A 25087-nucleotide genomic window follows, 5' to 3' on the forward strand; every position below is an offset into this window, starting at 1 on the left:
GGTGGCGATCGGGGGCACCGGGCCGTAACGTGCCGGACATGGCCTTTCGGACGTGGGGCAGGCTGCTGCTCACGGCGCTCGGAGTGAGCGTACTGGCCGGGGCCGGCCAGTTGGGCATCGCGTACGGCTTCGGAGTCGTCCGCCTCGACGGCGCGTTCGTCGACGCCTCGGTGAACAGGTGGCCCGCCCAGCTCGTCTGGGTGGGCTGGTTCGCCGTGGTCGCCACGGTCGCCGGAGCCGTCCTCACCGAGCGCTTCGCCCGCCGCGACGACCTCCCCGGCGGCACCACCGAACTGCTCTCCATCGCCGGCGTCAGCGCGCTGGGCGCGACGGTGGTCGCCCCGCTGTGCATGCAACCGGCCCGCGCGGCCGAGCTGGCCGGATCCGTCGACCCGGTCTGGGCCGCCGGTGTCTGCGCCGCGCTCGGCGCGGTGGTCGGCGCGGGCGCGGCGATCGCCGTACTGCTGAAGCCGCCGTTCGGCTGGGGTGTGGCGATCACCGCCGGGATCGTCTGGCTGCTGGCGCTGCTGTCCGTCGCGCCCACCATCGTCTCGGACCGCCCGCTGGCATCCGTCCGGCTCGGCGTCCTCGAACCGTCCTGGCTGGACCCGGCGGCCGCGCAGCGCCTGTCCATGCTGCTGCTGCCCACCCTGGCCCTGCTCGCCGGTGGCGCGGTCGGCGTGCTGGCCCGCCGCGCCGGATGGCCGCCGCTGGTCGGTGGCGCGGCCGGCGCGGCCGGTCCGGTGCTCGTCGCGTTCGCCTACCTGACTGCCGGCCCGGGCGCGGCGACCGACAGGTACCAGATCGCGCCCTACTACGGCGCGCTGATCGCTGTCGTCGCCGGTGCTCTCGGCTCGACCGCCACCACGATGCTGCCCCGGCCGGTCACCGCCGACGGCGATCCCGATGCAATCGAGGCCACCGAACTCCTCGCGCCGCTGCCGCACTCGGCCGCTCCGGGCGTCCCGGCCGCCCCGCCCGCGCCGCCGGTGACGAGCGGCGCCGCCGCGCCCGCGCACTGGAACTGGCCGGAGCCCGGCGGCTCGGCCACGGCGACGGCTCCGGCCGGTACCGATCTTCCCGCCGCCGGCCGGCCGGCCCTCGCGGATCTGCCCGCCGCCGATCTGCCGACCGCTGCGGAACGGCCGGCGGGTGAGCGCCCGGCCGTCGCCGACACGAGCCACGGCCAGCCCATGCCGGGTCTGCTGCCCCCGGGGCGCCGGACCTCGGCCATCGACGTCCTCGCCGCGGGCCGCCCCGACCCGGTCGCGGGTCAGGTCACGGGCACGGGTCCGGGCACGGGCACGGGCACGGGTCCGGGCACGGCCCACGCGGACAGCACCGGCGAGGCGGCCACCACGGACCGTCCGGCCACTCCCGACCCGGCCGCCGGTTCCGAAGCCGCCGATCGAGCGTCCGGGCAGGCCACCGGCATTCCGGCCGACAGCGAGACCGGCACCGGCACCGGCACGGACGATGCCGCACCGGCGCCGGAAGCGGCGACGACCACGCCACGGGTGACCCGGCCGCGCCGCACCCGCGCGGGCCGGTCCAGCGGGACTACCGACGGGCCGGTGTCATCCGCCGACGGCACAGCACCCCGCCCCGGAGACGTCACCACTCCCAGCGCCGGCGCGGGCACCACCGCGAAGGACGCATCACCGGCCACCGCCGACAGCCACGTTCCCGGCCCGCGTACGGACAGCGGCGCCCTCGCCGGGCCGGTCACGGCCGACGCGGGCAGTGACACCCCAGCCGCGCCACCGGCCGAAGCCCCCGGAGACACCGGCGCGGCCGGCCGCGCCGCCCGCCCCCGGCGTACCCGCACTCCGAAGGCGCCGCGCGCCACCGGTCCGGCCTCCCCCGGCCCGGCCGACACCGCGCCGACGACACCGGGCGGCCGAACCGAAGCTGCGCCGAGCGGGGGAGCCGACGCCGAGCCGACCCCCCAGGCCACGAACCCGGACCGGGACGACACGAGCACCGACTCGAACGTGGTGGCGCCGACCGGGCGTACCGGACGCGACTTCTTCTTCGACGACCCGGTGCCCGCCCCGTCGACCCGGCCGCGGTTCGCGATGTTCGAGGACGTGACCGGGCAGCCCGGCGAGGTGCGCCCGGCCTGGCCGATCACCCCGGCGGGCCGGCCGCACCGCGCGACCGCCGAACCGGACGCGCCGGACCGGGACGCCGCGGACGCGGTCGCCCCGGGCGAGCCGGCGCCGCGTCCCCGGCACCGTGGTCTGCCCGAGCCGGGTGCGAGCACCGGTTGGGACGCGCTCGCCACGAACGCCCGCCCGGCGGGGCCGCTCGCCCGGCCGGAGGCGGGGATGCCGCTCGCCCGGCCCGAAGCGGCGACTGCCGTACCGGGCGAGGCGGGCGCCGCGCTGCCCGAGGCCACGGAGACGGAGGCGGACTCCCGGCGCGGGCGGCACTCCGGACCGGACGACGCCGACGCGCCCGCCGGGAAGTCGAAGGCCCGGCGTGGCCTGTTCCGCCGCAACCGGGCCAAGGATGAGCCGGAGCCGGCCGAGCGTACGGCCGAACCGACCACTGCGGCCGACGACGAGTACGTGGACTGGGTCGCCGGTCTCGCCTCGGACGACAACGCCGACGACGCCCGCTCGCTGCGTACCGGGCGGCACCACCGCGACTGAACGAGCACCGGGGCGGGCCGGGACACCAGGCCCGCCCCGGCTCCGGTCACGCCAGTGGCAGGTAGACCCGTGACCCGCCGGCGACGAACTCCTCCGACTTGTCGCGCATGCCCCGCGCGGCGTACTCCTTCAACTCCTGCGTGATCTTCATGGAGCAGAACTTCGGGCCGCACATCGAGCAGAAGTGCGCGGTCTTCGCGGGCTCGGCGGGCAGCGTCGCGTCGTGGTACGCCCGTGCGGTCTCCGGGTCGAGCGCCAGGTTGAACTGGTCTTCCCAGCGGAACTCGAACCGGGCCTTGGAGAGCGCGTCGTCCCACGCCTGCGCGCCGGGGTGCCCCTTGGCCAGGTCGGCCGCGTGCGCGGCGATCTTGTACGCGATCACGCCCGCCTTCACGTCGTCGCGGTCGGGCAGCCCGAGGTGCTCCTTCGGGGTGACGTAGCAGAGCATGGCGGTGCCGAACATGCCGATCATCGCCGCGCCGATCGCCGAGGTGATGTGGTCGTACGCGGGCGCGACGTCGGTGGTCAGCGGCCCGAGCGTGTAGAACGGCGCCTCGTGGCACCACTCCTGCTGGAGGTCCACGTTCTCCTTGATCTTGTGCATCGGCACGTGCCCGGGGCCCTCGATCATCACCTGGACGTCGTACTCCCAGGCGATCTTCGTCAGTTCGCCGAGCGTGCGCAGCTCGGCGAACTGCGCCTCGTCGTTGGCGTCCGCGATGGCACCGGGGCGCAGCCCGTCACCGAGGGAGAACGTCACGTCGTACTTCGCGAGCAGCGAACACAGCTCCCGGAAGTTGGTGTAGAGGAAGTTCTCCTCGTGGTGCGCCAGGCACCAGGCCGCCATGATCGAGCCACCCCGGGACACGATGCCCGTCACCCGGTCCACCGCCAGCGGCACGTACGGCAGCAGCACCCCGGCGTGCACGGTCATGTAGTCGACGCCCTGCTCCGCCTGCTCGATGACGGTCTCGCGGAACACCTCCCAGCTCAGCTTCACCGGGTCACCGCCGACCTTCTCCAGCGCCTGGTAGATCGGCACCGTGCCGATCGGCACCGGCGCGTTCCGCACGATCGCCTCGCGCGTCTCGTGGATGCGCTTGCCGGTGGACAGGTCCATCACGGTGTCCGCGCCCCACCGCGTGGCCCAGGTCAGCTTCTCCACCTCCTCGGCCACCGACGAGGTGACAGCCGAGGTGCCGATGTTCGCGTTGACCTTCACCAGGAACGCCTTGCCGATGATCGCCGGCTCGCACTCCGGGTGGTTCACGTTCAGCGGCAGCACGGCCCGCCCGGCCGCGATCTCGTCCCGCACGAACTCCGGCGACACCGACTCCCGGATCGCCACGAACTCCATCTCCGGCGTGACGATCCCGGCCCGCGCGTACGCGAGCTGAGTCGGACGGGTTCCGGCCAGCGGCGTGCCGGCGCCGCGTACCGGTGCGACGTCGCCGCGCTCGGCGATCCACGGCCCGCGCAGCGCGGGCAGCCCCACCTCCGGGTCGGAGCCGGGACCGGAGGTGTCGTAGAGCCGTACCGGTGGGTTGTCCCCGGTCAGCGGCACCTCGGCGAACGGCACCCGGATGTCCGGGCGCGACCCTTCCACGTACACCTTGCGACGTGCCTGCATGACAGCCTCCCTGTCGCTCATGCGGACCAGCCGAAGTGGTCCAGCGGGCCGCGTCCCGCGCCCAGCTCCCAGGTCCGCGCGCCGGTCAGCGCGCGGGTTACGTACTCCTTGGCGGCCGCCACCGCGACCGGCACCGCGTCACCCGCGGCGAGCCGGACCGCGACGGCGGCCGAGAACGAACAGCCGGTGCCGTGGTTGTGCCGGGTGTCCACCCGGGGCGCGCGCAGCAGCCGAGTGGTTCCGCCGCCCGACAGCACGTCCACCGACTCGCCGTCGGCGTCCACGTCACCGCCGGTCACCACCACGAACGCCGGTCCGCGCGCCGCCAGCGCCTCGGCCGCCGCCACCATTTCCTCGACCGTGCCCACCGGGCCTCCGGTGAGGGCCGCGGCCTCCGCGCAGTTCGGCGTCGCCACTTCCGCGTACGGCAGGAGCCGCTCGACCGCCTCCACCACGCCGAGCCGGTGCCCACTGGTGGCGACCAGTACCGGGTCGACGACCAGGTGTGGCAGCCGCCCGGCCCGGGCCGCCTCGGCCACCGCGTCGGCGACGGCCGGGGTGCCGAGCATCCCTGTCTTCACAGCGCGCACGTCGAAGTCGCCGAGCACGCTGTCCATCTGGTCGCGCACCGTCTGCGGGGGCAGCGGCAGGACGGCGTCCACGCCCCTGGTGCTCTGCGCGGTGACAGCGGTGAGCACGCTCGTGCCGTACGCGCCGAGCGCGGCGAACGTCTTGAGGTCGGCCTGAATGCCGGCGCCTGCTCCGGAGTCGGAGCCGGCGATGCTGAGAACTGTTTTCGGCGTCACTGGTCTTCTCCGGTGGTTTGACGGCTGCGGCCGACAGTGGTTGCGGTTCGGGGCTGCGGCCGACCGTGCCCACTCCGGGCGGTCAGGCTTGATCCCTCCGTGGGCACGGTCGGCCGCAGCCCTGTCGCGTGCGGGCTTGCGTCGGATCGCGCGGGGTGGGTGCGCGCCAAGTGGGTGGCCGCCTCCTGGAAGGCTCTGCCCAGCGTGGTGGCGGTTTCTCTCGGGTCGTCCGCGCGCATGATCGCGCCCAGCACGGCTACTCCGGCGGCGCCCGCCTCGACGCATGCGTGGACCTGGTCCGGGTTCTCGATGCCGCCCAGCGCGAGGACGGGCACGGGGCTGACCGCGATCAGCTCGCTCAATCCGCCCGGTCCCAACACAGGGCCGTAGCCGGGTTTTGTCTTTGTCTCGTAGAGCGGGGACAGGGTGGCGTAGTGCTCGGTGGTGAGGCGGGCCAGCTCGGCGGTGTCGTGGCAGGAGCGGCCGACCAGGCCGACGGTGGGCGGCGGGTACGGGCCGGCAGCCGGTAGGTGCACCGCGTCCCCGTCGAGCGGGTCGGGTCCGGCGACGACGAGCGTGCCGCCCGCGTCGGCGAGGATCGCGCGCAGGTCGACGGCGAGCGCGAGGCGTTCGGCGCGCGGCAGGTCCTTCTCCCGCAGCACCACCCACCGCACTCCCCCACCCACGGCAGCCGCCACCACGTCGACGAGCGCCCCCCGGGCCACCCGCCGATCGGTCAGCAGCACGACCCCGCTCGGCCCGCCCTGGATCTTGGTACGCGGCCGCCCCTCGGGGGGCGCCTCCGTACCAAGATCCGCTACGCGTGAGGCGGTCACAGGTCGGGCCGTCCCTCGTCGGGGGTGGACGGCAGGGCGTGGAAGCGGCGGGTGATGCGGCCCGCGCCGTACGCCAGGCGGCCGGCCTCGACCGCGTAGCGCATCGCCGTGGCCATCGCGACCGGGTCGGCGGCCCGGGTCACGGCGCTGGCGAGCAGCACCGCGTCACAACCCAGCTCCATGGCGAGGGCGGCGTCGGAGGCGGTGCCGATGCCCGCGTCGAGCACCACCGGCACGTCGACCGCCGCCCGGATCAGCCGGATGTGGTGCGGGTTGCCGATGCCCAGCCCGGAGCCGATCGGCGACCCGGCCGGCATCACCGCCGCGCATCCCACGTCGGCCAGCCGCCGCGCGAGCACCGGATCGTCCGACGTGTACGGCAGCACGGTGAACCCGTCCGCGACCAGCTCCTCGGCGGCGCGCAGCAGCTCCACCCCGTCGGGCAGGAGCGTGCGCTCGTCGCCGATCACCTCAAGCTTCACCCAGTCGGTGTCGAACGCCTCCCGGGCCAGGTGCGCCGTCTTCACCGCCTCCACCGCGGTACGGCAGCCGGCCGTGTTCGGCAGCAGCCGTACGCCGCACCGCTCCACCAGGTCGAGCAGGCCACCCGACCCGCCGGGCGTGGTGTCGACCCGGCGCAGCGCCAGCGTCACCAGCTCGGTGCCTGCCGCGCGGATCGCCGCCTCCAGCACGTGCAGGTTCGCCGCGCCACCGGTGCCGAGGATGAGCCGGGAGCCGAACCCGACCCCACCGATCTCAAGCGTGGACATCCTGCTCACCCGCCCTGGGTGGCGCTGAGCACCTCGACCCGGTCGCCGTCGCGCAGGACGCTCGCCGACCAGCCGCCGCGCGGCACCACCTCGCCGTTCACCGCCACGGCGAGCCCGCGCTCCCGGTCGGTGACGGTGCGGACCACCTCGGCGACGGTGACGCCCTCGGGCAGCGTCCGGCCGGTGCCGTTGACGATCAGTTCCACGTGCGCTCCTTCCCGAAGCGGTCCGGGGTGAAGGGGGCGAGCGCGGGATCCGGCTCGCCGGTGACGATCAGCTCGGTGACCAGGTCGGCGGTGACCGGGGTGAGCACGATGCCGTGCCGGTGATGTCCGGTCGCGGCGAGCACACCCGGCTGCCCGGGCAGCGGCCCGATGATCGGCGCGTTGTCCGGCGTACCAGGGCGCAGCCCGGCGACTGCCTCCACCAGCTCGTACTCGACGAGTTCCGGCACCAGTTCCGTGGCGGCGCGCAGCAGTGTCAGCACGCCACCGGCGGTGACAGCGGTGTCCGCGCGCTCCTCGACCGTCGCCCCGACCACGACCTCGCCGCTGTCCCGGGGCACCAGGTAGACCGGCTCGCTGTCCGCGTACCCCCGGATCACGTGCCGGAAGCCCGGCGGACCGCCACCCGGCGCGCGCAGCCGCAGCACCTGGCCCTTCACCGGGCGGACCGGCAGGCCGGTCAGCGCCGCCGCGCCGCAGCCGGCCGCGACCACAGTGACCCGCGCGTCCACCTCGGACAGCGCGCCGACGCGCGCCGGGCGCAGCTCCACGCCGGCGCGTTCCGCGGCCGTGCGCAACGCGGCGACCAGCCGCCGCGGGTCGACCTGGTGATCACCAGGGGCCACCGCGCCGCCGCGCACGCGCGGCGCCAACGCCGGTTCGCGGTCGCGCAGCTCCGAGGGACGCAGCGGCGTGATCGGCAGTTCCAGGCCCTGCTGGTACGACCACAGCCGCCTCGCCTCGGCCAGGTCGTCGGCGGTGAGCCCGACGACGAGCGTGCCCTCGGTGCGGTAGCCGATGTCGACGCCGCTCGCCCCGGCCAGCTCGGTCGCGAAGCCGGGCCAGCGGGCGGCGGACTCGACGAGCAGCGCGGTCAGCTCGCGCTCACCGAAGTACGCCTCGGCGACCGGCGACAGCATCCCGGCGGCCACCGACGACGCGCCCGACCCGGGCCGGTCGTCGTGCACCACCACGCGCAGTCCACGCTGCGCGCACCGCCACGCGATCGCCCACCCGACAGGCCCGCCCCCCACCACCGCCACGTCGTTAAGGAAGGGCCCCCTGTTAACGCCTCCGGTAGAGGAAGGGCCCCCTGTTAACACGTCAGGGCCCGCAGCAGCTCGGCGGTGGCGTGCGCGGGATCGGCTGCCCCGCTGAGCGCGCCGACCACCGCCACCCCGTACGCCCCGGCGGCCCGCAGCGCCGGCACGCTTGAGGCGGTCACCCCGCCGATCGCGATCACCGGCACGGTCACCGCTTCGGCGACCGCGCGTATCCCCTCGGGGCCGATCGGTTCCGGCAGGCCGAACTTGGTGGTGGTGACGTGGCACGGGCCCACGCCCAGGTAGCTCGCGCCCGCGTCCACCGCGGCCCGGGCGGTCACCGGTTCGCGGGCGGTCGCGCCGAGCACCGCGTCCGGGCCGAGCACCCGGCGCGCGGCACGCACCGGCAGGTCGTCCGCGCCGACGTGGCCACCGGCGGCGTCCACCGCGAGCGCCACGTGCAGCCGGTCGTTGACCAGGCACTGTGCTCCGTACGGCCGGCAGGCGTCGACCACCAGCCGGGCCAGCTCGTACGCCTCCCGGTCGGTGGCGTCGTCCTCCACGCGCACCTGCACGACGAGGTCTGCGCCCGCCACGGGCAGTGCGGCACGCAGCACGGCGAGCGGGTCACGCCCCGGCCGGGTGTCGGTGATGAGATGCAGTCGTCCCAGGGACAGCACGGCAACGCTCCTCCCTGCGCCGGCATTACCCGGATCAGGTTCGACGGTCGGGGGCTCCCAGCCCCCCTCTCAGCCCGGTCCGCACCGGGCTCCCGTGGGTCACTTGCGGCCTACCGTACGACGCCTCCCGCCCGTACGGAAGCCCGGGTGAGGTTTTTCCCAGGAACCAGCCGTCCGCCGGATCGGGGCAGCGGGTGACCGTCCCGTCACGACACGCTGCCTGGGTGTCCGTTCCCGCCCGTGTTCCCCGCCGCCTGGCGGTCCTGCCGTTCCGGGGCAGCCGTGCCGTCTCCGAAGGGCTACTCACCTGGACGATGCTGCGCGGGCAGACCTGGATCCGCCTGCGGCCGGACGTGTACGTGCACCGCGACGGGTACCGCGCCGACGACCACCGGATGTGGTGCGAGGCGGTGGCGTTGCGCCTGCCGCCGGGTGCCGTGCTGGCGGGGCGCAGCGCCGCGTGGTTGTTCGGCGCGGACGTGCTCCCCCGCGACGCGCCGGTGACAGTACTGTTGCCGACTGCTGCGCGGCTGCGACCGCACCCACGGTTGCGGTTGGTCCGGTCACCGCTGCCGGAGCGGGACCGCACCCTCGTCGGCGGGCTGCCGGTCACCACGCCCCTTCGCACGGCGTTCGACCTGGGCCGGCAGGGCTCACTCGCCGAGGCGTTGGTCGCCGTCGAGGCGCTGCTGCGTCGCCGGGCCGTGAAGCTGCCCGCCCTGCGGGCCTACGCCGCCGCCCGGCCGGGCTGGCCGGGCGCTCCGCTGTTGCGCGAGGTGCTGGCGCTGGCCGAGCCGTTGAGCGAGTCCCCGATGGAGACTCGCCTGCGGCTGCTCCTGCTCGACGCCGGCCTCGGCCCGCTCACCGCCCAACACGAGGTACGCGCCGGCGGACGCTTCGTGGCCCGGGTGGACCTGGCCTGGCCGGCGCTCCGCCTCGCGGTCGAGTACGACGGCGACCATCACCGCGAACGGGCTCACTTCCGCCGTGACGTGGCTCGCCTGAACGCGCTGCGCGCAGCCGGGTGGCTCGTGCTCCGCTTCACCGCCGACGACGTGCTACGCCGGCCCGACGCCACAGTGGCCCTGGTGCGCCAGGCCTTGGCAGAACGTCGTGCCACCGAGGCGAACCACTGATCCGCGCCCGCCGCCACGAGCCTCACCCCGCTACGCCCCCGGCCCGCCACACGTCACCGCTGGCCCCCATTTCGCCACCTACCACCCACCGGACCACCCACCACCCACCGGGCCCCCATTTCGCCGCCCGCCACCCGTTGGGTCCCCGGCTCGCCACCCGTCGAGCCGCCCGAGACACCACGCGCGTCAGAGGCCCGCCCGCAAACACCCATCGCGTTCCACTCGTCGCCAGATCCAGCCCCGAGTGGAACGCCATGGGGGTCTCAAGGCCCTTATGACACCCATGGTGTTCCACTCGTCGTGAGCGCTGCCTGTGGGTGGCACGCTATGGGTGCCTGACGCGTGGGCGAGCCTTGATGGGGCGCAGGCCGCGCGGGCGCGCCCCCAACCGAGGGCGCACAGTCCACGTGCGGGCGGAGCCGAACGCGTGGGTGAGCTGAGCGCGCGGGCAGCCCGGTGTGCGCAGGCCCAAACGGGTGAGCACACGCCCCGACGCACACACCCGACACACGAGCACACGCCCCGACGTGCAGGCCCGAGCGCGCCAGCACACGCCCGACGTGCAGGCCCGAGCGCGCCAGCACACGCCCGACGTGCAAACCCGAGCGCGCCAGCACACGCCCGACGTGCAAGCCCGAGCGCGCGGGCGCGGACAGTCAGAGGATGGCGTCCAAGGCGGCCAGGTCCTCGTCGGACGGCTGCCACGTGCCGGCTTCGGCGTTCGCCTTCACCTGGTCGGGAGTGGTGGCGCCGGCGATCACGGACGTCACCGCGGGACGGGCCGCCAGGCCGCCGATGGCCACGTGCAGCATGCTGATGCCGCGCTCGGCCGCGTACGCATCGATCGCCTCGATGACGTCCCAGCGCGCGGCGGCCAGCCGCTCGGCGTACCGGCCGCCGCCGGCCAGCCGGCTACCGGCCGGGGGCGCCTCGCCGCGCTTGTACTTGCCGGTGAGCAGCCCGTTGGCCAGCGGGAAGAACGGCAGCATGCCGAGGCCGAACCGCTCGCACGCCGGGATCACCTCGGCCTCCACCCCGCGTTCCACCAGCGAGTAGTGGTTCTGCGCGGAGATGAACCGGGTACGCCCCTGCGACGACGCGGTCCAGTCGGCGTCGGCGATCTGCCAGCCGGCGAAGTTGGAGTTGCCCAGGTAGCGCACCTTGCCGGCGGTCACCAGGTCGTCGAGCGCGGCGAGCGTCTCGTCGATCGGGGTGCCCGGGTCGGGCTCGTGCATCTGGTACAGGTCGATGTGGTCGGTGCCGAGCCGGCGCAGCGACGCCTCGACGGCGCGGGCGATGTAGCGGCGGGCACCCCGGGCGTCGTGGTCCGGCCCGTTCGCGCCGTGCATGTCCATGCCGAACTTGGTGGCCACCACCACGTCGTCGCGGCGGCCTTTGAGCGCCTGGCCGAGCAGTTCCTCGGAGGCGCCCTGCGGCTCGCCGTAGATGTCGGCGGTGTCGAAGAAGTTGATCCCGGCGTCGAGGGCGGCGTCGACCACCGCCCGGGTGCCGTCGAGGTCGAGTTTGCGGCCGAAGTTGTTGCAGCCGATGCCGACCACTGACACCACGAGCCCGGAGTCGCCCAGCCGGCGATAGGTCATCTCACTCACGAGATCCACCCTATGCCCGCTCCCCGGGGCCCACCCGGGGAGCGGCTCAGGCCACGTCCCAGACCGGTTCCGGCGTCTCCACCACGTCGCCGTCGCCGCGGAACAGCACGAACCGGTCGAAGGTACGGGTGAACCACCTGTCGTGGGTGACCGCGACGACAGTTCCCTCGAACGCGGTCAGCCCGGCTTCCAGCGCCTCGGCCGAGGCCAGGTCGAGGTTGTCGGTGGGTTCGTCGAGCAGCAGCAGCGTCGCGCCGGACAGTTCCAGCAGCAGCACCAGGAAGCGGGCCTGCTGACCGCCGGAGAGCGTGCCGAACCGCTGGTCGCCCTGACCGGCCAGCTCGTACCGGGACAGCGCCGCCATGGCCGCGTGCCGGTCCATGCCGGCCCGGTGCTCGTCGCCGCGCCACAGCACCTCGACCAGCGTCTTCGCCATCAGCTCGGGGCGGTCGTGGGTCTGCGAGAAGTGCCCGGGCCGCACCCGCGCGCCGAGCCGGACCACGCCGCCGTGCGCGACCGGCGCGAGCGCGGCGGCGCCGTCGACCGGGGTGTTGCCGGGCTCCGGGTCGGTGCCGCCGCGGGCCAGCAGGCGCAGGAAGTGCGACTTGCCGGTGCCGTTCGCGCCGAGCACCGCGACCCGGTCGCCGTACCAGAGTTCCAGGTCGAACGGGTACGTCAAGCCGTCCAGCTCCAGCTGCTCGGCGATGACCGCGCGCTTGCCGGTCCGCCCGCCGGTCAGGCGCATCCGGATGTCCTGGTCCTTCGGGGGTACGGGCGGCGGCCCGGCCTCCTCGAACTTGCGCAGCCGGGTCTGCGCGGCCTGGTAGCGGGACGCCATCCCGTCGTTGTACGCGGCCTTCTGCTTGTACATCAGCATCAGCTCGCGCAGCTTCTGGTGCTCCTCGTCCCAGCGTTTGCGCAGCTCGTCGAGGCGGGCGTGCCGGGCGACCCGGGCGTCGTGCCAGCTCGCGAAGCCGCCCGGGTGCACCCAGGCGCTGCCGCCCTCCACCGCGACGACCCGGTCGGCGGTCTGCGCCAGCAGTTCCCGGTCGTGTGAGACGTACAGCACGGACTTGGCCGACTCGCGCAGCCGCCCCTCCAGCCAGCGTTTGCCGGGTACGTCGAGGAAGTTGTCCGGCTCGTCGAGCAGCAGCACCTCGTCCGGGCCGCGCAGCAGCAGTTCCAGCGCGAAGCGTTTCTGCTGGCCGCCGGAGAGCGTGCGCACCGGCCGGTCCCGGGCGCTGTCCCACGGCAGGTCCAGCACGATGGTGGCGACGGTGTCGAAGAGGACCTCCGCGTCGTAACCGCCGGTCTCGCCCCAGGCGGCGAGCGCCTCGGCGTACGCGAGCTGGGCCTTGGCCGCGGCGGAGCTGTACTTGCCGCGGACCTCGGCCGCCCGCATGGCCGCCTCGGTCTCGGCGAGCCGCCGCCCGGCGTCGCGCAGCGCGGGCGGGGCGAGGGAGAGCGCCAGGTCGGCGAGCGTGGACTCGTCGCCGATCATGCCGATGAACTGCCGCATCACGCCCAGCCCGCCGGAGCGCGCGATCGCGCCGGTCTTCACCGGCAGGTCACCGGCGACCATCCGCAGCAGCGTGGTCTTGCCGGCGCCGTTCGGGCCGACCAGCGCCACCTTGGCACCCTCACCGACCCGGAACGAGACGTCGCTGAACAGCTCACGCCCGTCCGGGAGGATGTGCCCGACCGCTGCCACGTCCACGTATCCCACGCGGGCATCCTGCCCGAGCCGGGCCGCTGGACGACACCGGATTACCGGGTGACGCGCAGCACCCGGTAGCCCTTCTGGCTGGCGTGCCGCTCGACGGACCAGCCCTGCTCGACCAGCCAGCGGTGCAGCGAGTCGCCGCCGAGATGGCGGGCGACGACGAGCCAGGCCACGCCGTCCGGGGCGAGCCGGGGCAGCCAGCGCAGCAGCAGGCCGTGCAGTTCCGGTTTGCCGATGTGGATGGGCGGGTTGGACCAGATCTGGGTGAAGGTGACATCGTCCGGCAGCTCGTCGGGCGCGACGGCGCGTACCCGGTCGGCGGCGCCGACCCTTGCCGCGTTGGCGGTGGTGAGGGCGCGGGCCCGCTCGTTGACGTCCACGGCCCAGACGGTGGCCTCCGGCGCGACAGTGGCGAGGACGCAGGTGATCGGGCCGAAGCCGCAGCCGATGTCGAGCAGCGCGCCGGTGACGTCGGCGGCCGGCAGGTCGGCCTTGCGCAGCAGCACGGCGGTGCCGGGGTCGAGCCGGTCGGCGGAGAAGACGCCACCGGCCGAGCCGAGCGTGTAGTCGCGCCCGGCGACTGTGAACTCGACCTCGCGCGGGCGGGCCGGAGCCGAGGGCTCAGCGGTGAAGTAGTGGTCGCCGGTCACGCAGGCATTCTCGCACCGGGCCGGGGCGGTTCCGGCAACGGTGTCAGGGGCGGAGCCGGACGCCACTCCGCCAGAATTTCCCGATATTACCCCTGAAAGGGACAATCAGTCCTACTCTATGCCACATGGTGTACCGGTACGAGTCCGATGAGGACGCCTTCCTGGAGTACCCGAAGCCCGGGTCGGCCCCGCACGGGCCCGCAGCCACGACGCCGCCGCCCGCGGGTCCGTCACGCTCCCGGTTCCCCACGCCGTCGCTGCCCCCGCCGCCGCGCCCGCAACCGGCGCTGCCGCCGGCCGGCGCGGCCGGGCAGGACGACCCCGACGGACAGGCGGTGGCGGACGACACCCGCGCACCTGCTCCGGCGCCACCGGCCCCGGCGCCGACACCGGGACGGCCCGCGCCACCACGGGAGCCGTCCCCGGTGCCGCAGCCCGCGCCACCCATGCCCGCGCCCGTACCGGCGGCGACGAACCGGCCGACAGTGCCGATCCCCGCCAACCCGACCGCCCGCGCCGGCGACGTCTCCGAACTGCCCCGGGCCCGGCGCGCCGACCGCCGCAACGGCGGCAGCCGGTTCTGGCAGGCGCTCGTCGGTGGCGCCGCCGTACTGCTGCTGCTCTCGCTCACCGGGCTCGCCGTCGCGGCGCTGCTGGACGAGCGGACGGCCACGCCGTCCGCCGGCCAGCCGACCCCGCAGCCGAGCGAATCGAGCACCCCGGCCGGCGGCACCGACCTGGACTCCCGGGACACCGACCAGGCGACGCTCACCGCCAAGGAGGTCTTCCCGACCAAGGACCTGGTGCTCACCGACGGGAAGCCGGCGTACCGGGTGCTCAAGACCCAGGCCAGTACGAAGTGTCAGGTAGCGGCCACCGGCGAGATCGCCGACCTGCTGGTCCGGCTCGGCTGCAACCAGGTCGTGCGGGGCACGCTCCGCTCCCCCGACGGCGACCACCTGATCACCGCCGGTCTGTTCAACCTCACCGACGTGGCCACCGCTCAGCGCGTACGCGACCGCATCCGGCCGCTGCTCGACGCGCGCCAGGGACGGTTCCGTGGCATGGCGGCGGGCGACGACACCGAGGTGGTGGAGAAGGCCGCGGCCCGGGTCGCCTGGCAGGTACGCGGACACTACGTCGCCTACTGCCTGGTCACGCGCGCCGACGGGGAACGCATCCCCAGCGACGACGCAGGCGCCCGCGAGATCATGTACGACATGGTCGAGCTGCACCTCAACCGGGCTGTGCTGGACCGTCGTGCGGCGGCCGGAACGGCCGGGCAGCCCGACGCGGAGTCGGCCGGGGACAGCGCCGGTCAGCGGGGCACCGACTGACCTCCGGTCAGCCCTCGGCCACCGGCACCCGCAACCGGCGGGTCAGATCGGCGCGGCGGGCGTACTCGGCCGGGTCGGCCGGGTAGCCCACAGCGACCAGGGCGAGGCCGTGCGCCGGCGCCACAGTCACCTCGCTGGAGCGCTCACGCCGGGTCAGCAGGCCGGCCGGCCACTGCACCGGCCGCCGCCCGTCCCCGGCCACCAGCATCGCCCCGACCAGGCTGCGCACCATGTTCTGGCAGAACGCGTCGGCCTGCACGGTGGCGACCAGGATCCCGTCCGGGTCGCGCCGCCAGTCCAGCCGGGTCACCTCGCGCAGCGTGGTGGCGTTCTCCTTGCGCCGGCAGTACGCGGCGAAGTCGTGCTCGCCCACCAGCCCGGCCGCGGCGGCGTTCAGCGCCGCGAGGTCCAGCGGCTTCGGCCAGGCCAGGGTGTCCCGGCGGCGCAGCGGCTCGGCGCCCCACGGGGCGTCGGTGACCCGGTACTCGTAACGCCGGAACGTGGCCGAGAAGCGGGCGTCGAAGTCGGCCGGCACCTCGGTCATGGCGCGTACCCGCACATCCGGCGGGAGGAGCCGGGCCAGCCGGCGCAGCAGCCGCCCCTCGTGCTCCCGCCACACCCCGACGGGCAGGTCGAGGTGGCAGACCTGCCCGGTGGCGTGCACCCCGGCGTCGGTACGCCCGGCCACCGTCAGGCCGGTCGCCGTGCCCGCGCCGAGCACCAGGTCCAGCGTCTGCATGAGCACGCCGGCCACGGTGCGCCGGGTCGGCTGGGGCGCCCAGCCGGAGAAGTCCGTGCCGTCGTACGAGACGTCCAACCGCAGCCGGATCCGCTCGTCCACCTCGTACCTCCTGTCGACGGCGACGGGCCCGGCACCCCCGAGGGGATGCCGGGCCCGGTCGAGCCTGATCTCAGGCCTTGTCGTTCTCGGTGGCCTCGTCGCTGTCCTCACGGGCGGCGGCGGTGTCACCCGACGCGGAGACCGGGGCCTCGGCGTCCTGGTCGCCCTCGCTGGAGCGCGGCTTCTCCTCGGCCGGGGCCAGGGCCTCGACCTTGTCCTGCTGCGCGGCCTTGCGGGCGGCGGTCTTCTTGTTCGCCTTCGGCTCGGCGACCTGAAGCTCCTCCACCAGCTCGATGATCGCCATCGGAGCGGCGTCACCCTTGCGCGGACCGGTCTTCACGATCCGGGTGTAGCCACCGTTGCGGTTGGCGTACCGGGGCGCGATCTGGTCGAACAGGGCGTAGACCACGTCCTTGTCCTTGACGACGCCCAGCACCCGGCGACGCGAGGCGAGGTCGCCGCGCTTGGCCTTGGTGATGAGCTGCTCGGCCAGCGGACGCAGCCGCCGGGCCTTCGTCTCGGTGGTCTGGATCTTGCCGTGCTGGAACAGCGCGGTGGCCAGGTTGGCCAGCATCAGCCGCTCGTGCGCGGGGCTGCCGCCGAGGCGGGGGCCCTTGGTGGGCGTGGGCATGCTTGGTGCTCCTCAGGTGTGGCGGCAGCGCGGACTAGAGCTGCTCGGTCTCGCGGTAGTCGTCGGTGTCGTAGTCCGCCTCACCGAAGGCGTCCACGACGTGCGCCGGGTCGAAGTTCGGAGCCGAGTCCTTCAGCCCCAGGCCCATCCCGGCGAGCTTCATCTTGACCTCGTCGATCGACTTCTGGCCGAAGTTGCGGATGTCGAGGAGGTCGGCCTCGGTACGCCCGATGAGCTCACCAACGGAGTTGATGCCCTCGCGCTTGAGGCAGTTGTAGGAGCGGACGGTCAGGTCCAGCTCCTCGATCGGCAGGGCCAGGTCGGCCGCCAGCTGGGCGTCCTGCGGGGACGGCCCGATGTCGATGCCCTCAGCGGTCTCATCCAGCTCACGGGCGAGCCCGAACAGCTCCACCAGCGTCGAGCCGGCCGAGGCCAGCGCGGTACGCGGGCCCATCGACGGCTTGGTCTCGACGTCGATGATCAGCCGGTCGAAGTCGGTCCGCTGCTCGACACGGGTCGCCTCGACCCGGTACGTCACCTTGAGCACCGGCGAGTAGATCGAGTCGACCGGGATCCGGCCGATCTCGGCGCCCGCCTGCTTGTTCTGCGCCGCGGTGACGTAGCCGCGACCCCGCTCGACGGTCAGCTCCATGTCGAGCCGGCCCTTGCCGTTGAGGGTGGCGAGCTTCAGGTCCGGGTTGTGCACCGAGACACCGGCCGGGGGCTGGATGTCACCGGCGGTCACGTCGCCCGGGCCCTGCTTGCGCAGGTACATGCTGACCGGCTCGTCGTGCTCGGAGCTGACGCACAGCTCCTTGATGTTCATGACGAGCTCGACCACGTCCTCCTTGACCCCGGGGATCGTGGTGAACTCGTGCAGCACACCGTCGATCTTGATCGAGGTGACCGCCGCACCGGGGATGGAGGACAGCAGCGTACGCCGCAGCGAGTTGCCCAGCGTGTAGCCGAAGCCGGGCTCCAGCGGCTCGATGGTGAACCGGGAGCGGGTCTCGTTGATCGACTCTTCGGAGAGAGACGGTCGCTGGCTGATGAGCATCTTTTCTCTTCTCTTCCGGGGCGCCCGCTATTTGACGCCCACGACACAACTGTTCCGGTGGCCCGCCCCGGAGGACGGGCCACCGCAACGAGCCCTTACTTGGAGTAGAGCTCGACGATCAGCTGCTCCTGGACCTGGGTGTCGATCACCTGGCGGGCCGGGAGCGAGTGCACGAGGATCTTCAGCTGGCTCGGGATCGCCTCCAGCCACGCCGGAACGGTCCGCGAGCCGGCCTCACCCTGCGCCACGAGGAACGGGGTGAGCTCCTTGCTCTTGGCACGCACCTCGACGATGTCGTGCTCCTTGACGCGGTACGACGGGATGTCGACCTTCTTGCCGTTCACCGTGAAGTGGCCGTGCTTGACCAGCTGGCGGGCCATGTCCCGGGACTTGGCATAGCCGGCCCGGTAGACCACGTTGTCCAGCCGCGACTCGAGGATCTGCAGCAGGACCTCGCCGGTCTTGGCCTCCTTGCTCACGGCCTCTTCGTAGTAGCCGCGGAACTGCTTCTCCAGCACGCCGTAGACACGACGGGCCTTCTGCTTCTCACGAAGCTGGAGCAGGTACTCCGTCTCCTTCGTGCGGCCGCGGCCGTGCTGCCCGGGCGGGAACGGCCGGGACTCGAACGGGCACTTCGGGCCATCGCACTTGCTGCCCTTGAGGAACAGCTTCATCTTCTCCCGCCGGCAACGGCGGCAGTCAGCACCGGTGTAACGAGCCATCTCTCTCTAACCTCTCAGACCCGGCGACGCTTCGGCGGACGGCACCCGTTGTGCGGCTGCGGCGTGACGTCGGAGATCTGCCCGACCTCGAGGCCCACTGCCTGCAGCGAACGGATGGCGGTCTCCCGGCCGGAGCCGGGGCCCTTGACGAACACGTCGACCTTGCGCATGCCGTGCTCCATCGCGCGGCGCGCGGCGGCCTCGGCGGCGAGCTGCGCGGCGAACGGAGTCGACTTGCGGGAGCCCTTGAAGCCGACCTGGCCGGAGGAGGCCCAGGAGATGACCGCACCGGTCGGGTCCGTGATGGACACGATGGTGTTGTTGAAGGTGCTCTTGATGTGCGCCTGCCCGTGGGCGACGTTCTTGCGTTCCTTGCGCCGGACCTTCTTGACGGCGGCTCCGGCACGAGCCTTCGGTGGCATAAGTCTGTGCGCTCCTAGTTACTTCTTGCCGGGCTTCTTCTTGCCGGCCACGGTCCGCTTCGGGCCCTTCCGGGTCCGCGCGTTGGTCTTCGTGCGCTGGCCACGCACGGGCAGACCGCGGCGGTGCCGGATACCGGCGTAGCAGCCGATCTCGACCTTGCGGCGGATGTCAGCGGCGACCTCGCGGCGCAGGTCGCCTTCAACCTTGTAGTTGCCCTCGATGTGGTTCCGGAGCTCGACGAGCTCCTCGTCCGTGAGGTCCCGAACGCGCTTGTCCGGCGAGATGCCGGTCGCGGCGAGCGTCTCCAGGGCGCGGGTGCGACCGACCCCGAAGATGTAGGTGAGCGCGATCTCCATCCGCTTCTCGCGGGGGAGATCCACGCCGACTAGACGTGCCATGTGCGGGCGTACTCCTCGTGATGTTGTGGCGGAGGTGTGGACCCGTCCCACCCCGCTACCCGACCGTCCCTGTCCTTCCGGCGACGAACGCCGGCGACCGGGACGGGTCGCTGCCCGAGCGGGCCCCGGCCTCCGACCGGGGGTCAACCACGAGGGGGTACGCGCTGCGCGCCCGACCGCGGCTGGGACGAGTTGGTGATGTGTGGGGCGTCAGCCCTGGCGCTGCTTGTGGCGCGGGTCGGTGCAGATGACCATGACCCGGCCGTGCCGGCGGATCACCCGGCACTTGTTGCAGATCCTCTTGACGCTCGGCTTGACCTTCACGGTTGCCTTACTTCCCATCTGGCCCGGAGGCGCGACGCAGCGCGACCCGGACGTCGAAGACGGACACGGGAACGTCCCGGCCGCCGTCAGGCTTACTTGTAGCGGTAGACGATGCGCCCGCGGGTCAGGTCGTACGGCGAGAGTTCGACGACGACCCGGTCCTCCGGCAGGATGCGGATGTAGTGCTGCCGCATCTTGCCGCTGATGTGAGCCAGCACCTTGTGACCGTTCGCGAGCTCCACCCGGAACATGGCGTTCGGCAGGGGCTCGATGACCCGACCCTCGATCTCGATGGCTCCGTCTTTTTTCGGCATGTCCTCCGCTGTCCTGACGTCGGTTACTCCGGACGGCCCACAACGTCTTACACGGGAGAACTGACCAAGATCAGGAAACCCGCGCCAGCCGCGGCTCCGACTCCCACCGAAGCGCAGGGTGGGCATGGCGGAGTGGACGCTGTGCGCCGATCTGAAAGTGTACGCCGACCCGCGCGCGCTCGCCAAACCGACCGGCGGGACCGTCACCCGCAGGGCGTGAATATGACGCAGCTCACGTCTCCGGCAGCTCCCGCTTCGCCCGGCGGCGCGCCTCCCGCTCGACCTGCTTGCGCCGCCGGCGCTCCGCGTCCTTCTCCGGCGCGCCGTGCGCCAGCCCCTGGATCGTCTGGTAGAGCACCACGGCGCCCCACGGGCCGAGCACCCAGATCGGCCAGTAGTCGTCGAACTCGCCCTCACCCAGCTGGGAGACGAACCAGATCGCGGTGAGGATCAGGGCCACCTTCAGCCAGGGCCCCCACACCCCCAGCAGCCAGACGCTGCGCGTGCTCTCGGCCGCCTGGTCCCGATCAACCGCCGGGCTCTTCCCGGCCGTGCGCGGAGCCGGCAGCGAAGTCTCCGCCGGCCGGGAACCGGGCAGGTCGGTCAGCAGCTCGTCCAGCTCGCCGTAGGTCTTCGCCCCGTACGCCCGGCGCAGCCGCTCGTCGTACTCGTTCAGGTCGAGCCGGCCCTCGTTCAGCGCCGCCCGGAGACGATCCGCGGTGGCCTCCCGGTCCGCGTCGGCCGCCCGCATCCGGTTGCGCTCATCCATGGGAGCAAGCATGTCATCCGGCCGCCAGGCCCGCAGCACGGCGCCCGGGACGGGCGTGCGCCCGCTCAGACCGCCGGAGAGTCGACAGACGTCTGCCGGGCGGTCACCAGGTCGCCCAGGCGACCCCGTCCGCCGTCCTCGGCGGTCAGCACCCACACGCCGTCGTCCAGCAGCGCCATCGAGTGCTCCACGTGCACCGCCATGGAGCCGTCCCGGGTCACCACGGTCCAGCCGTCGGCCAGCTCGACCGTACGCGGCGAACCCATGGTGATCATCGGCTCGATGGCGAGCGCCAGGCCCGGCACCAGACGCGGCCCCTTGCCGGGGCGCCCGTGGTTGAGCACGTGCGGGTCCTGGTGCATCTCGGTGCCGATGCCGTGACCGCCGTAGCCGTCGACGATGCCGTACCGGCCGCCCTTGCGGACCGCGCTCTCGACCGCGTGGGAGATGTCGGTGAGCCGGCCCTTGCCCGAGGCCGCCCCGCGCGCCGCCGCCGCGATCCCGGCCCACATCGCGTCCTCGGCCACCGCCGTCATCCTCAGCAGCGCCGGGTCGACCTCGCCGACCGGCACCGTGACGGCCGCGTCGCCGTGCCAGCCGTCCAGCACCGCGCCGCAGTCGATCGAGATCAGGTCACCCTCGCGCAGCACCTGCTGCGGCGACGGGATGGCGTGCACCACCTGCTGGTTGACCGAGGAGCAGATCGACGCCGGGAAGCCGTGGTAGCCCTTGAAGGACGGCACCGCGCCGGCCTCGCGGATCGTCGACTCGGCGATCGCGTCCAGGTCTGCCGTCGACACGCCCGGCGCCACCGCTTCCCGCATCCGGCGCAGGGCACGGGCGACGACCAGACCGGCGGCCCGCATCAGCTCGATCTGCTCGGGGGTCTTCAGCTGGATGTCCAGCTGGTGACGGCGCATGGTGGTGGTTACCTTTCGTCGCGCGTACGCGGAGCAGCGGGGCACGTCGCACGTACCCCGCTGTTCGCACTCTATCCGCCGGGTGGCGGGTGGGACCTCAGCCGCCGTACGAGCGCAGCGCGTCGATGGCGCGGACGGTGACGTCCTCCACCGGACCGGTCGCGTCGATGCCGACCAGCTTGCCCTGGGCGCCGTAGTAGTCGACCAGCGGCGCGGTCTTCTCGGCGTACTCGCGCAGCCGGGCGGCGATGGTCTCCGGCTTGTCGTCGTCCCGCTGGAACAGCTCCGCGCCGCAGCGGTCGCAGATGCCCTCCCGGCTGGTCGCGTCGAACTCGACGTGCCAGATCTTGCCGCAGCCCCGGCAGGTGCGCCGGCCGGACAGCCGCCGGATCACCTCGTCGTCGTCGACGACCAGTTCCAGGACCAGGTCCAGCGCGGTGCCGAGGTCGGCGAGGAGCTTGTCCAGCGCGGCCGCCTGCGGCGTGGTCCGCGGGAAGCCGTCGAGCAGGAAGCCCTCGCTCGCGTCCGGCTCGGCGAGCCGGTCACGCACCATGTTGATGGTGACCTCGTCCGGGACCAGCTTGCCGGCGTCCATGTACCGCTTGGCCTCGACTCCCAGGGGCGTGCCCTGGGAGACGTTCGCCCGGAAGATGTCACCGGTCGAGATCTTCGGCACCGAGAGGTGAGCGGCGATGAACTCCGCCTGTGTGCCTTTGCCCGCGCCCGGCGGGCCAACCAGAACGAGTCGCATCTACCGCAGGAACCCTTCGTAGTTCCGCTGCATGAGTTGGCTTTCGATCTGCTTCACGGTCTCCAGACCGACGCCAACCATGATCAGCACAGCGGTGCCGCCGAACGGGAAGTTCTGGAACTGCTGGTTGTCCAGCCAGATGAAGAAGAAGTTCGGCAGGATCGCGACGATGCCCAGGTAGAGCGCGCCCGGCAGGGTGATCCGGCTGAGGATGAAGTCGAGGTACTCGGCGGTCGGCTTGCCGGGGCGGATACCCGGCACGAAGCCGCCGTACTTCTTCATGTTGTCCGCGACCTCGGTCGGGTTGAACGTGATCGACACGTAGAAGTACGTGAAGAAGATGATCAGCAGGAAGTAGATCGCGATGTGCTCCGGCGCGCTCGCCTTCACGATGTGGTTCTGGATCCACGCCTGGACCTTGCCCGGGTCGTTCTGATCGAAGAACTGGAGCGCGAGCTGCGGCAGGTAGAGCAGCGACGAGGCGAAGATGACCGGGATGACGCCGGCCTGGTTCACCTTCAGCGGGATGTAGGTCGAGGTGCCGCCGTACATCCGCCGGCCGATCATGCGCTTGGCGTACTGCACCGGGATGCGGCGCTGCGCCTGCTCGATGAACGTGACAGCGGTGATGACCACCAGCACCAGGGCGATGACGAGGAGGAACATCCCCCAGCCCTTGGTGGTCTTGATCTTCCAGCCCTCACTGGGGAGCCGGGCCGCGATCGAGGTGAAGATCAGCACGGACATGCCGTTGCCGACGCCCCGGTCGGTGATCAGCTCGCCGAGCCACATCACCACGCCGGTGCCGGCGGTCATGGTCATGACCAGGATCGTCAGCGTCAGCCAGTCCGGGATGCCGGTGCCGCGGGGCACGATCGGGAACTGGTCGCACTGGTTGTTGAACAGCTGCCCGGAGCGGGCCAGCGCCACGAACGCCGAGGCCTGCAGAACGCCCAGACCCAGCGTCAGGTAGCGGGTGTACTGCGTGATCTTGGCCTGCCCGGCCTGGCCCTCCTTGCGGAGCTGCTCCAGGCGCGGGATCACCACCGTCAGCAGCTGCAGGATGATCGACGCGGTGATGTAGGGCATGATGCCCAGCGCGAAGACCGAGAGCTGGAGCAGCGCGCCACCGGAGAAGAGATCCAGCAGGTTGAGCACGCCGGTGCTGCCACCCTGGATGGTGTCGAGACACTTCTGCACGTTGCCGTACGAGACGCCTGGGCTGGGCATCGTGGCGCCCAGCCGGTAGACCGCGATGATGCCTACTGTGAACAGCAGCTTCTTGCGCAGGTCAGGCGTACGGAACGCACTGAGAAAGGCGGACAGCAACTTCTTCCTCCTGCGCGACGCGGGCCGCCGGTGACGAATCCTGGCGGGGCGGGGTGGTGTGGCCGGGCGGCGTGCCCGGATTCCATGGCTGGGAACGGACTCTAACAGTCCGATCCCCCTCCGGGCAGATGTGCCCGGCTACATAAAACGAATCCGATGTTACCCGGCGCACACGTGGCCGGTAGACCATGGCGCCCGCCCAGTTGCGAACAACTGAGCGGGCGCCATGAACATCGCCTTACAGCTCGGTGACCGAGCCACCGGCGGCGGTGATCTTCTCCTTGGCCGACGCGCTGAACGCGTGCGCCGAGACCTGGAGAGACACGCCACCGAGGTCGCCGGTGCCGAGCACCTTGACCGGGTGACCCTTGCGGACCGCGCCGGCCTCGACCAGCTCGACCGGGCCGACCTGGCCGCCGTTCGGGAACAGCTCGGCCAGCCGGTCCAGGTTGACCACCTGGAACACGACCTTGAACTTGTTCTTGAAGCCCTTCATCTTCGGCAGGCGCATGTGGATGGGCATCTGCCCACCCTCGAACGCCGGCGAGATGTTCTTCCGGGCCTTCGAACCCTTGGTACCGCGACCGGCGGTCTTGCCCTTCGAGCCCTCACCGCGACCCACGCGGGTCTTGTCGGTCTTGGCACCCGGAGCCGGACGCAGGTGGTGCACCTTGATCGTCATTACTCGACCTCCTCGACCTTCACGAGGTGGTTGACCGTGAAGATCATGCCGCGGATCTCCGGCCGGTCCTCCTTGACCACCACGTCGTTGATCCGCTTGAGACCGAGCGAACGCAGCGAGTCACGCTGGTTCTTCTTGGTCCCGATCTCGGACCGGACCTGGGTGACCTTCAGGCGTGCCATCAGGACGCCACCCCCGCCCGCGACGCCAGCATGGCGGCCGGCGCGACGTCCTCGACCGGCAGACCACGACGGGCCGCGACCTGCTCCGGGGACTCGAGGCCCTTCAGGGCCGCCACCGTGGCGTGCACGATGTTGATCGGGTTGGACGAGCCGAGGCTCTTGGAGAGCACGTCGTGGATGCCCGCGCACTCCAGCACGGCACGCACCGGACCACCGGCGATGACACCCGTACCGGCGGAGGCCGGCTTGAGCAGCACCACACCGGCCGCGTCCTCGCCCGTGACCGGGTGCGGGATCGACTGACCGATCCGCGGCACCTTGAAGAAGTGCTTCTTGGCCTCCTCGACACCCTTGGCGATCGCCGCGGGCACCTCCTTGGCCTTTCCGTAGCCCACACCGACGGTGCCGTCGCCGTCGCCCACGATCACCAGGGCGGTGAAGCTGAAGCGACGACCACCCTTCACGACCTTGGCGACGCGGTTGATCGCGACGACCCGCTCGAGGTGCGGGGTCTTCTCGACGGGCGCGTTTCCGCGGCCGCCCTCACGGCGGTTGTCGCGGCGACCACCCTCGTTGCCACCGGACCCGCCGCCACGGCGCTGTTGACCTGGCATCAGCAGCCTTCCTTCTCTCTCGTGACGG

Annotated in this window: 28 protein-coding genes and 1 riboswitch; of the genes, 3 read left to right on the forward strand and 25 right to left on the reverse strand. The window is 72.5% G+C overall.

The window, feature by feature from the left end; translation table 11 throughout:
* Nucleotides 1-38: 38 nt before the first annotated feature.
* A complete protein-coding gene (locus PVK74_RS17565) occupies nucleotides 39-2657 on the forward strand; it encodes a hypothetical protein (protein WP_274476808.1) in 2619 nt (872 codons plus the stop codon).
* 46 nt (nucleotides 2658-2703) lie between these two features.
* On the opposite strand, the gene thiC is transcribed toward PVK74_RS17565, so the two are convergent.
* The 7 genes from thiC to thiE all read right to left on the reverse strand — a co-directional run bounded on the left by thiC (nucleotide 2704) and on the right by thiE (nucleotide 8646).
* On the reverse strand, nucleotides 2704-4287 hold the full coding sequence (gene thiC, locus PVK74_RS17570; protein WP_274476809.1) for a phosphomethylpyrimidine synthase ThiC: 1584 nt from the start codon (nucleotides 4285-4287) through the stop codon (nucleotides 2704-2706).
* A gap of 17 nt (nucleotides 4288-4304) precedes the next feature.
* Nucleotides 4305-5093, reverse strand: a complete 789-nt coding sequence (gene thiD, locus PVK74_RS17575) for a bifunctional hydroxymethylpyrimidine kinase/phosphomethylpyrimidine kinase (protein WP_209963258.1) — start codon at nucleotides 5091-5093, stop codon at nucleotides 4305-4307.
* Nucleotides 5090-5863, reverse strand: coding sequence for a thiamine phosphate synthase (locus PVK74_RS17580; RefSeq protein ID WP_386956690.1), 774 nt, complete (start codon nucleotides 5861-5863; stop codon nucleotides 5090-5092). Before PVK74_RS17580 ends, thiD begins: the two co-directional genes overlap by 4 nt.
* Before the next feature lie 62 nt (nucleotides 5864-5925).
* Nucleotides 5926-6699, reverse strand: coding sequence for a thiazole synthase (locus PVK74_RS17585; protein ID WP_104113829.1), 774 nt, complete (start codon nucleotides 6697-6699; stop codon nucleotides 5926-5928).
* A gap of 5 nt (nucleotides 6700-6704) precedes the next feature.
* Entirely contained in the window at nucleotides 6705-6905 is a 201-nt protein-coding gene (gene thiS, locus PVK74_RS17590; protein ID WP_013288601.1) for a sulfur carrier protein ThiS, read from the reverse strand.
* Nucleotides 6896-8026 (reverse strand): glycine oxidase ThiO, encoded by a 1131-nt coding sequence (gene thiO / locus PVK74_RS17595; RefSeq protein ID WP_274476811.1) that lies wholly within the window; start codon nucleotides 8024-8026, stop codon nucleotides 6896-6898. The genes thiS and thiO overlap by 10 nt, the downstream gene beginning before the upstream one ends.
* Complete coding sequence (thiE, locus tag PVK74_RS17600; RefSeq protein WP_069087959.1) at nucleotides 8020-8646, reverse strand: thiamine phosphate synthase; 627 nt, start codon at nucleotides 8644-8646, stop codon at nucleotides 8020-8022. Before thiE ends, thiO begins: the two co-directional genes overlap by 7 nt.
* Nucleotides 8641-8752, reverse strand: a riboswitch (TPP riboswitch). It overlaps the preceding gene by 6 nt.
* 118 nt (nucleotides 8753-8870) lie before the next feature.
* On the opposite strand from thiE, the gene PVK74_RS17605 reads away from it, so the two are divergent.
* The gene (locus PVK74_RS17605; protein ID WP_274476812.1) at nucleotides 8871-9782 is read left to right on the forward strand and encodes a DUF559 domain-containing protein; all 912 of its coding nucleotides are present in this window, start codon (nucleotides 8871-8873) and stop codon (nucleotides 9780-9782) included.
* A gap of 656 nt (nucleotides 9783-10438) precedes the next feature.
* Here the strand turns inward: PVK74_RS17605 and PVK74_RS17610 are convergent.
* The 3 genes from PVK74_RS17610 to PVK74_RS17620 are packed head-to-tail and all read right to left on the reverse strand — an operon-like array spanning nucleotide 10439 to nucleotide 13765.
* Nucleotides 10439-11401: an aldo/keto reductase gene (locus tag PVK74_RS17610; protein ID WP_176722774.1), complete on the reverse strand. Its 963-nt coding sequence runs from the start codon at nucleotides 11399-11401 to the stop codon at nucleotides 10439-10441.
* Between the two features lie 37 nt (nucleotides 11402-11438).
* The gene (locus PVK74_RS17615) at nucleotides 11439-13118 is read right to left on the reverse strand and encodes an ABC-F family ATP-binding cassette domain-containing protein (RefSeq protein ID WP_274476813.1); all 1680 of its coding nucleotides are present in this window, start codon (nucleotides 13116-13118) and stop codon (nucleotides 11439-11441) included.
* Between the two features lie 41 nt (nucleotides 13119-13159).
* The gene (locus PVK74_RS17620) at nucleotides 13160-13765 is read right to left on the reverse strand and encodes a class I SAM-dependent methyltransferase (RefSeq protein ID WP_113973440.1); all 606 of its coding nucleotides are present in this window, start codon (nucleotides 13763-13765) and stop codon (nucleotides 13160-13162) included.
* Nucleotides 13766-13890: 125 nt separating this feature from the next.
* Between PVK74_RS17620 and PVK74_RS17625 the strand changes: the two genes are divergently transcribed.
* Complete coding sequence (locus tag PVK74_RS17625) at nucleotides 13891-15102, forward strand: hypothetical protein (RefSeq protein ID WP_274476814.1); 1212 nt, start codon at nucleotides 13891-13893, stop codon at nucleotides 15100-15102.
* 7 nt (nucleotides 15103-15109) lie between these two features.
* On the opposite strand, the gene truA is transcribed toward PVK74_RS17625, so the two are convergent.
* The 15 genes from truA to rpsE form a co-directional block, all read right to left on the reverse strand.
* Nucleotides 15110-15943 carry a tRNA pseudouridine(38-40) synthase TruA gene (truA, locus tag PVK74_RS17630; RefSeq protein WP_274476815.1) on the reverse strand — a complete coding sequence of 278 codons (834 nt, stop codon included), beginning with the start codon at nucleotides 15941-15943 and terminating at the stop codon, nucleotides 15110-15112.
* A gap of 70 nt (nucleotides 15944-16013) precedes the next feature.
* On the reverse strand, nucleotides 16014-16574 hold the full coding sequence (rplQ, locus tag PVK74_RS17635; RefSeq protein WP_030501600.1) for a 50S ribosomal protein L17: 561 nt from the start codon (nucleotides 16572-16574) through the stop codon (nucleotides 16014-16016).
* Nucleotides 16575-16608: 34 nt separating this feature from the next.
* Nucleotides 16609-17631 (reverse strand): DNA-directed RNA polymerase subunit alpha, encoded by a 1023-nt coding sequence (locus tag PVK74_RS17640; protein WP_007073009.1) that lies wholly within the window; start codon nucleotides 17629-17631, stop codon nucleotides 16609-16611.
* A gap of 95 nt (nucleotides 17632-17726) precedes the next feature.
* Nucleotides 17727-18353 (reverse strand): 30S ribosomal protein S4, encoded by a 627-nt coding sequence (gene rpsD / locus PVK74_RS17645; RefSeq protein ID WP_018784565.1) that lies wholly within the window; start codon nucleotides 18351-18353, stop codon nucleotides 17727-17729.
* A gap of 14 nt (nucleotides 18354-18367) precedes the next feature.
* Nucleotides 18368-18775, reverse strand: coding sequence for a 30S ribosomal protein S11 (rpsK, locus tag PVK74_RS17650; protein WP_013288613.1), 408 nt, complete (start codon nucleotides 18773-18775; stop codon nucleotides 18368-18370).
* A gap of 18 nt (nucleotides 18776-18793) precedes the next feature.
* A complete protein-coding gene (gene rpsM, locus PVK74_RS17655) occupies nucleotides 18794-19174 on the reverse strand; it encodes a 30S ribosomal protein S13 (RefSeq protein WP_013288614.1) in 381 nt (126 codons plus the stop codon).
* Nucleotides 19175-19384: 210 nt separating this feature from the next.
* A complete protein-coding gene (rpmJ, locus tag PVK74_RS17660) occupies nucleotides 19385-19498 on the reverse strand; it encodes a 50S ribosomal protein L36 (protein ID WP_012184307.1) in 114 nt (37 codons plus the stop codon).
* 92 nt (nucleotides 19499-19590) lie between these two features.
* Complete coding sequence (gene infA, locus PVK74_RS17665) at nucleotides 19591-19812, reverse strand: translation initiation factor IF-1 (protein ID WP_007073013.1); 222 nt, start codon at nucleotides 19810-19812, stop codon at nucleotides 19591-19593.
* Nucleotides 19813-20044: 232 nt separating this feature from the next.
* The gene (locus tag PVK74_RS17670; RefSeq protein WP_113973624.1) at nucleotides 20045-20563 is read right to left on the reverse strand and encodes a DUF1707 SHOCT-like domain-containing protein; all 519 of its coding nucleotides are present in this window, start codon (nucleotides 20561-20563) and stop codon (nucleotides 20045-20047) included.
* An 83-nt stretch (nucleotides 20564-20646) separates the two neighbouring features.
* Entirely contained in the window at nucleotides 20647-21501 is an 855-nt protein-coding gene (gene map, locus PVK74_RS17675) for a type I methionyl aminopeptidase (RefSeq protein ID WP_030501602.1), read from the reverse strand.
* Between the two features lie 97 nt (nucleotides 21502-21598).
* Nucleotides 21599-22252 (reverse strand): adenylate kinase, encoded by a 654-nt coding sequence (locus PVK74_RS17680; protein WP_030501603.1) that lies wholly within the window; start codon nucleotides 22250-22252, stop codon nucleotides 21599-21601.
* Nucleotides 22253-23581 carry a preprotein translocase subunit SecY gene (secY, locus tag PVK74_RS17685; RefSeq protein WP_043328244.1) on the reverse strand — a complete coding sequence of 443 codons (1329 nt, stop codon included), beginning with the start codon at nucleotides 23579-23581 and terminating at the stop codon, nucleotides 22253-22255.
* Between the two features lie 238 nt (nucleotides 23582-23819).
* Nucleotides 23820-24263, reverse strand: coding sequence for a 50S ribosomal protein L15 (gene rplO / locus PVK74_RS17690; RefSeq protein ID WP_018784561.1), 444 nt, complete (start codon nucleotides 24261-24263; stop codon nucleotides 23820-23822).
* Entirely contained in the window at nucleotides 24263-24445 is a 183-nt protein-coding gene (rpmD, locus tag PVK74_RS17695) for a 50S ribosomal protein L30 (protein WP_013473693.1), read from the reverse strand. Before rpmD ends, rplO begins: the two co-directional genes overlap by 1 nt.
* On the reverse strand, nucleotides 24445-25059 hold the full coding sequence (gene rpsE, locus PVK74_RS17700) for a 30S ribosomal protein S5 (RefSeq protein WP_013288621.1): 615 nt from the start codon (nucleotides 25057-25059) through the stop codon (nucleotides 24445-24447). Before rpsE ends, rpmD begins: the two co-directional genes overlap by 1 nt.
* Between the last annotated feature and the right edge of the window lie 28 nt (nucleotides 25060-25087).

Source organism: Micromonospora chalcea, from assembly GCF_028768405.1.
In the GTDB taxonomy this organism is placed as follows: domain Bacteria; phylum Actinomycetota; class Actinomycetes; order Mycobacteriales; family Micromonosporaceae; genus Micromonospora; species Micromonospora chalcea.

What these genes read in the sequence shown, in the direction of transcription:
- PVK74_RS17565 (WP_274476808.1), top strand. Translation starts at nt 39, where the DNA reads ATGGCCTTTCGGACGTGGGGCAGGCTGCTGCTCACGGCGCTCGGAGTG.
- thiC (WP_274476809.1), bottom strand. Translation starts at nt 4,287, where the DNA reads ATGCAGGCACGTCGCAAGGTGTACGTGGAAGGGTCGCGCCCGGACATC.
- PVK74_RS17585 (WP_104113829.1), bottom strand. Translation starts at nt 6,699, where the DNA reads ATGTCCACGCTTGAGATCGGTGGGGTCGGGTTCGGCTCCCGGCTCATC.
- PVK74_RS17625 (WP_274476814.1), top strand. Translation starts at nt 13,891, where the DNA reads ATGGTGTACCGGTACGAGTCCGATGAGGACGCCTTCCTGGAGTACCCG.
- rplQ (WP_030501600.1), bottom strand. Translation starts at nt 16,574, where the DNA reads ATGCCCACGCCCACCAAGGGCCCCCGCCTCGGCGGCAGCCCCGCGCAC.
- PVK74_RS17640 (WP_007073009.1), bottom strand. Translation starts at nt 17,631, where the DNA reads ATGCTCATCAGCCAGCGACCGTCTCTCTCCGAAGAGTCGATCAACGAG.
- rpsD (WP_018784565.1), bottom strand. Translation starts at nt 18,353, where the DNA reads ATGGCTCGTTACACCGGTGCTGACTGCCGCCGTTGCCGGCGGGAGAAG.
- rpsK (WP_013288613.1), bottom strand. Translation starts at nt 18,775, where the DNA reads ATGCCACCGAAGGCTCGTGCCGGAGCCGCCGTCAAGAAGGTCCGGCGC.
- rpsM (WP_013288614.1), bottom strand. Translation starts at nt 19,174, where the DNA reads ATGGCACGTCTAGTCGGCGTGGATCTCCCCCGCGAGAAGCGGATGGAG.
- infA (WP_007073013.1), bottom strand. Translation starts at nt 19,812, where the DNA reads ATGCCGAAAAAAGACGGAGCCATCGAGATCGAGGGTCGGGTCATCGAG.
- PVK74_RS17670 (WP_113973624.1), bottom strand. Translation starts at nt 20,563, where the DNA reads ATGCGGGCGGCCGACGCGGACCGGGAGGCCACCGCGGATCGTCTCCGG.
- map (WP_030501602.1), bottom strand. Translation starts at nt 21,501, where the DNA reads ATGCGCCGTCACCAGCTGGACATCCAGCTGAAGACCCCCGAGCAGATC.
- PVK74_RS17680 (WP_030501603.1), bottom strand. Translation starts at nt 22,252, where the DNA reads ATGCGACTCGTTCTGGTTGGCCCGCCGGGCGCGGGCAAAGGCACACAG.
- rplO (WP_018784561.1), bottom strand. Translation starts at nt 24,263, where the DNA reads ATGACGATCAAGGTGCACCACCTGCGTCCGGCTCCGGGTGCCAAGACC.
- rpmD (WP_013473693.1), bottom strand. Translation starts at nt 24,445, where the DNA reads ATGGCACGCCTGAAGGTCACCCAGGTCCGGTCCGAGATCGGGACCAAG.
- rpsE (WP_013288621.1), bottom strand. Translation starts at nt 25,059, where the DNA reads ATGCCAGGTCAACAGCGCCGTGGCGGCGGGTCCGGTGGCAACGAGGGT.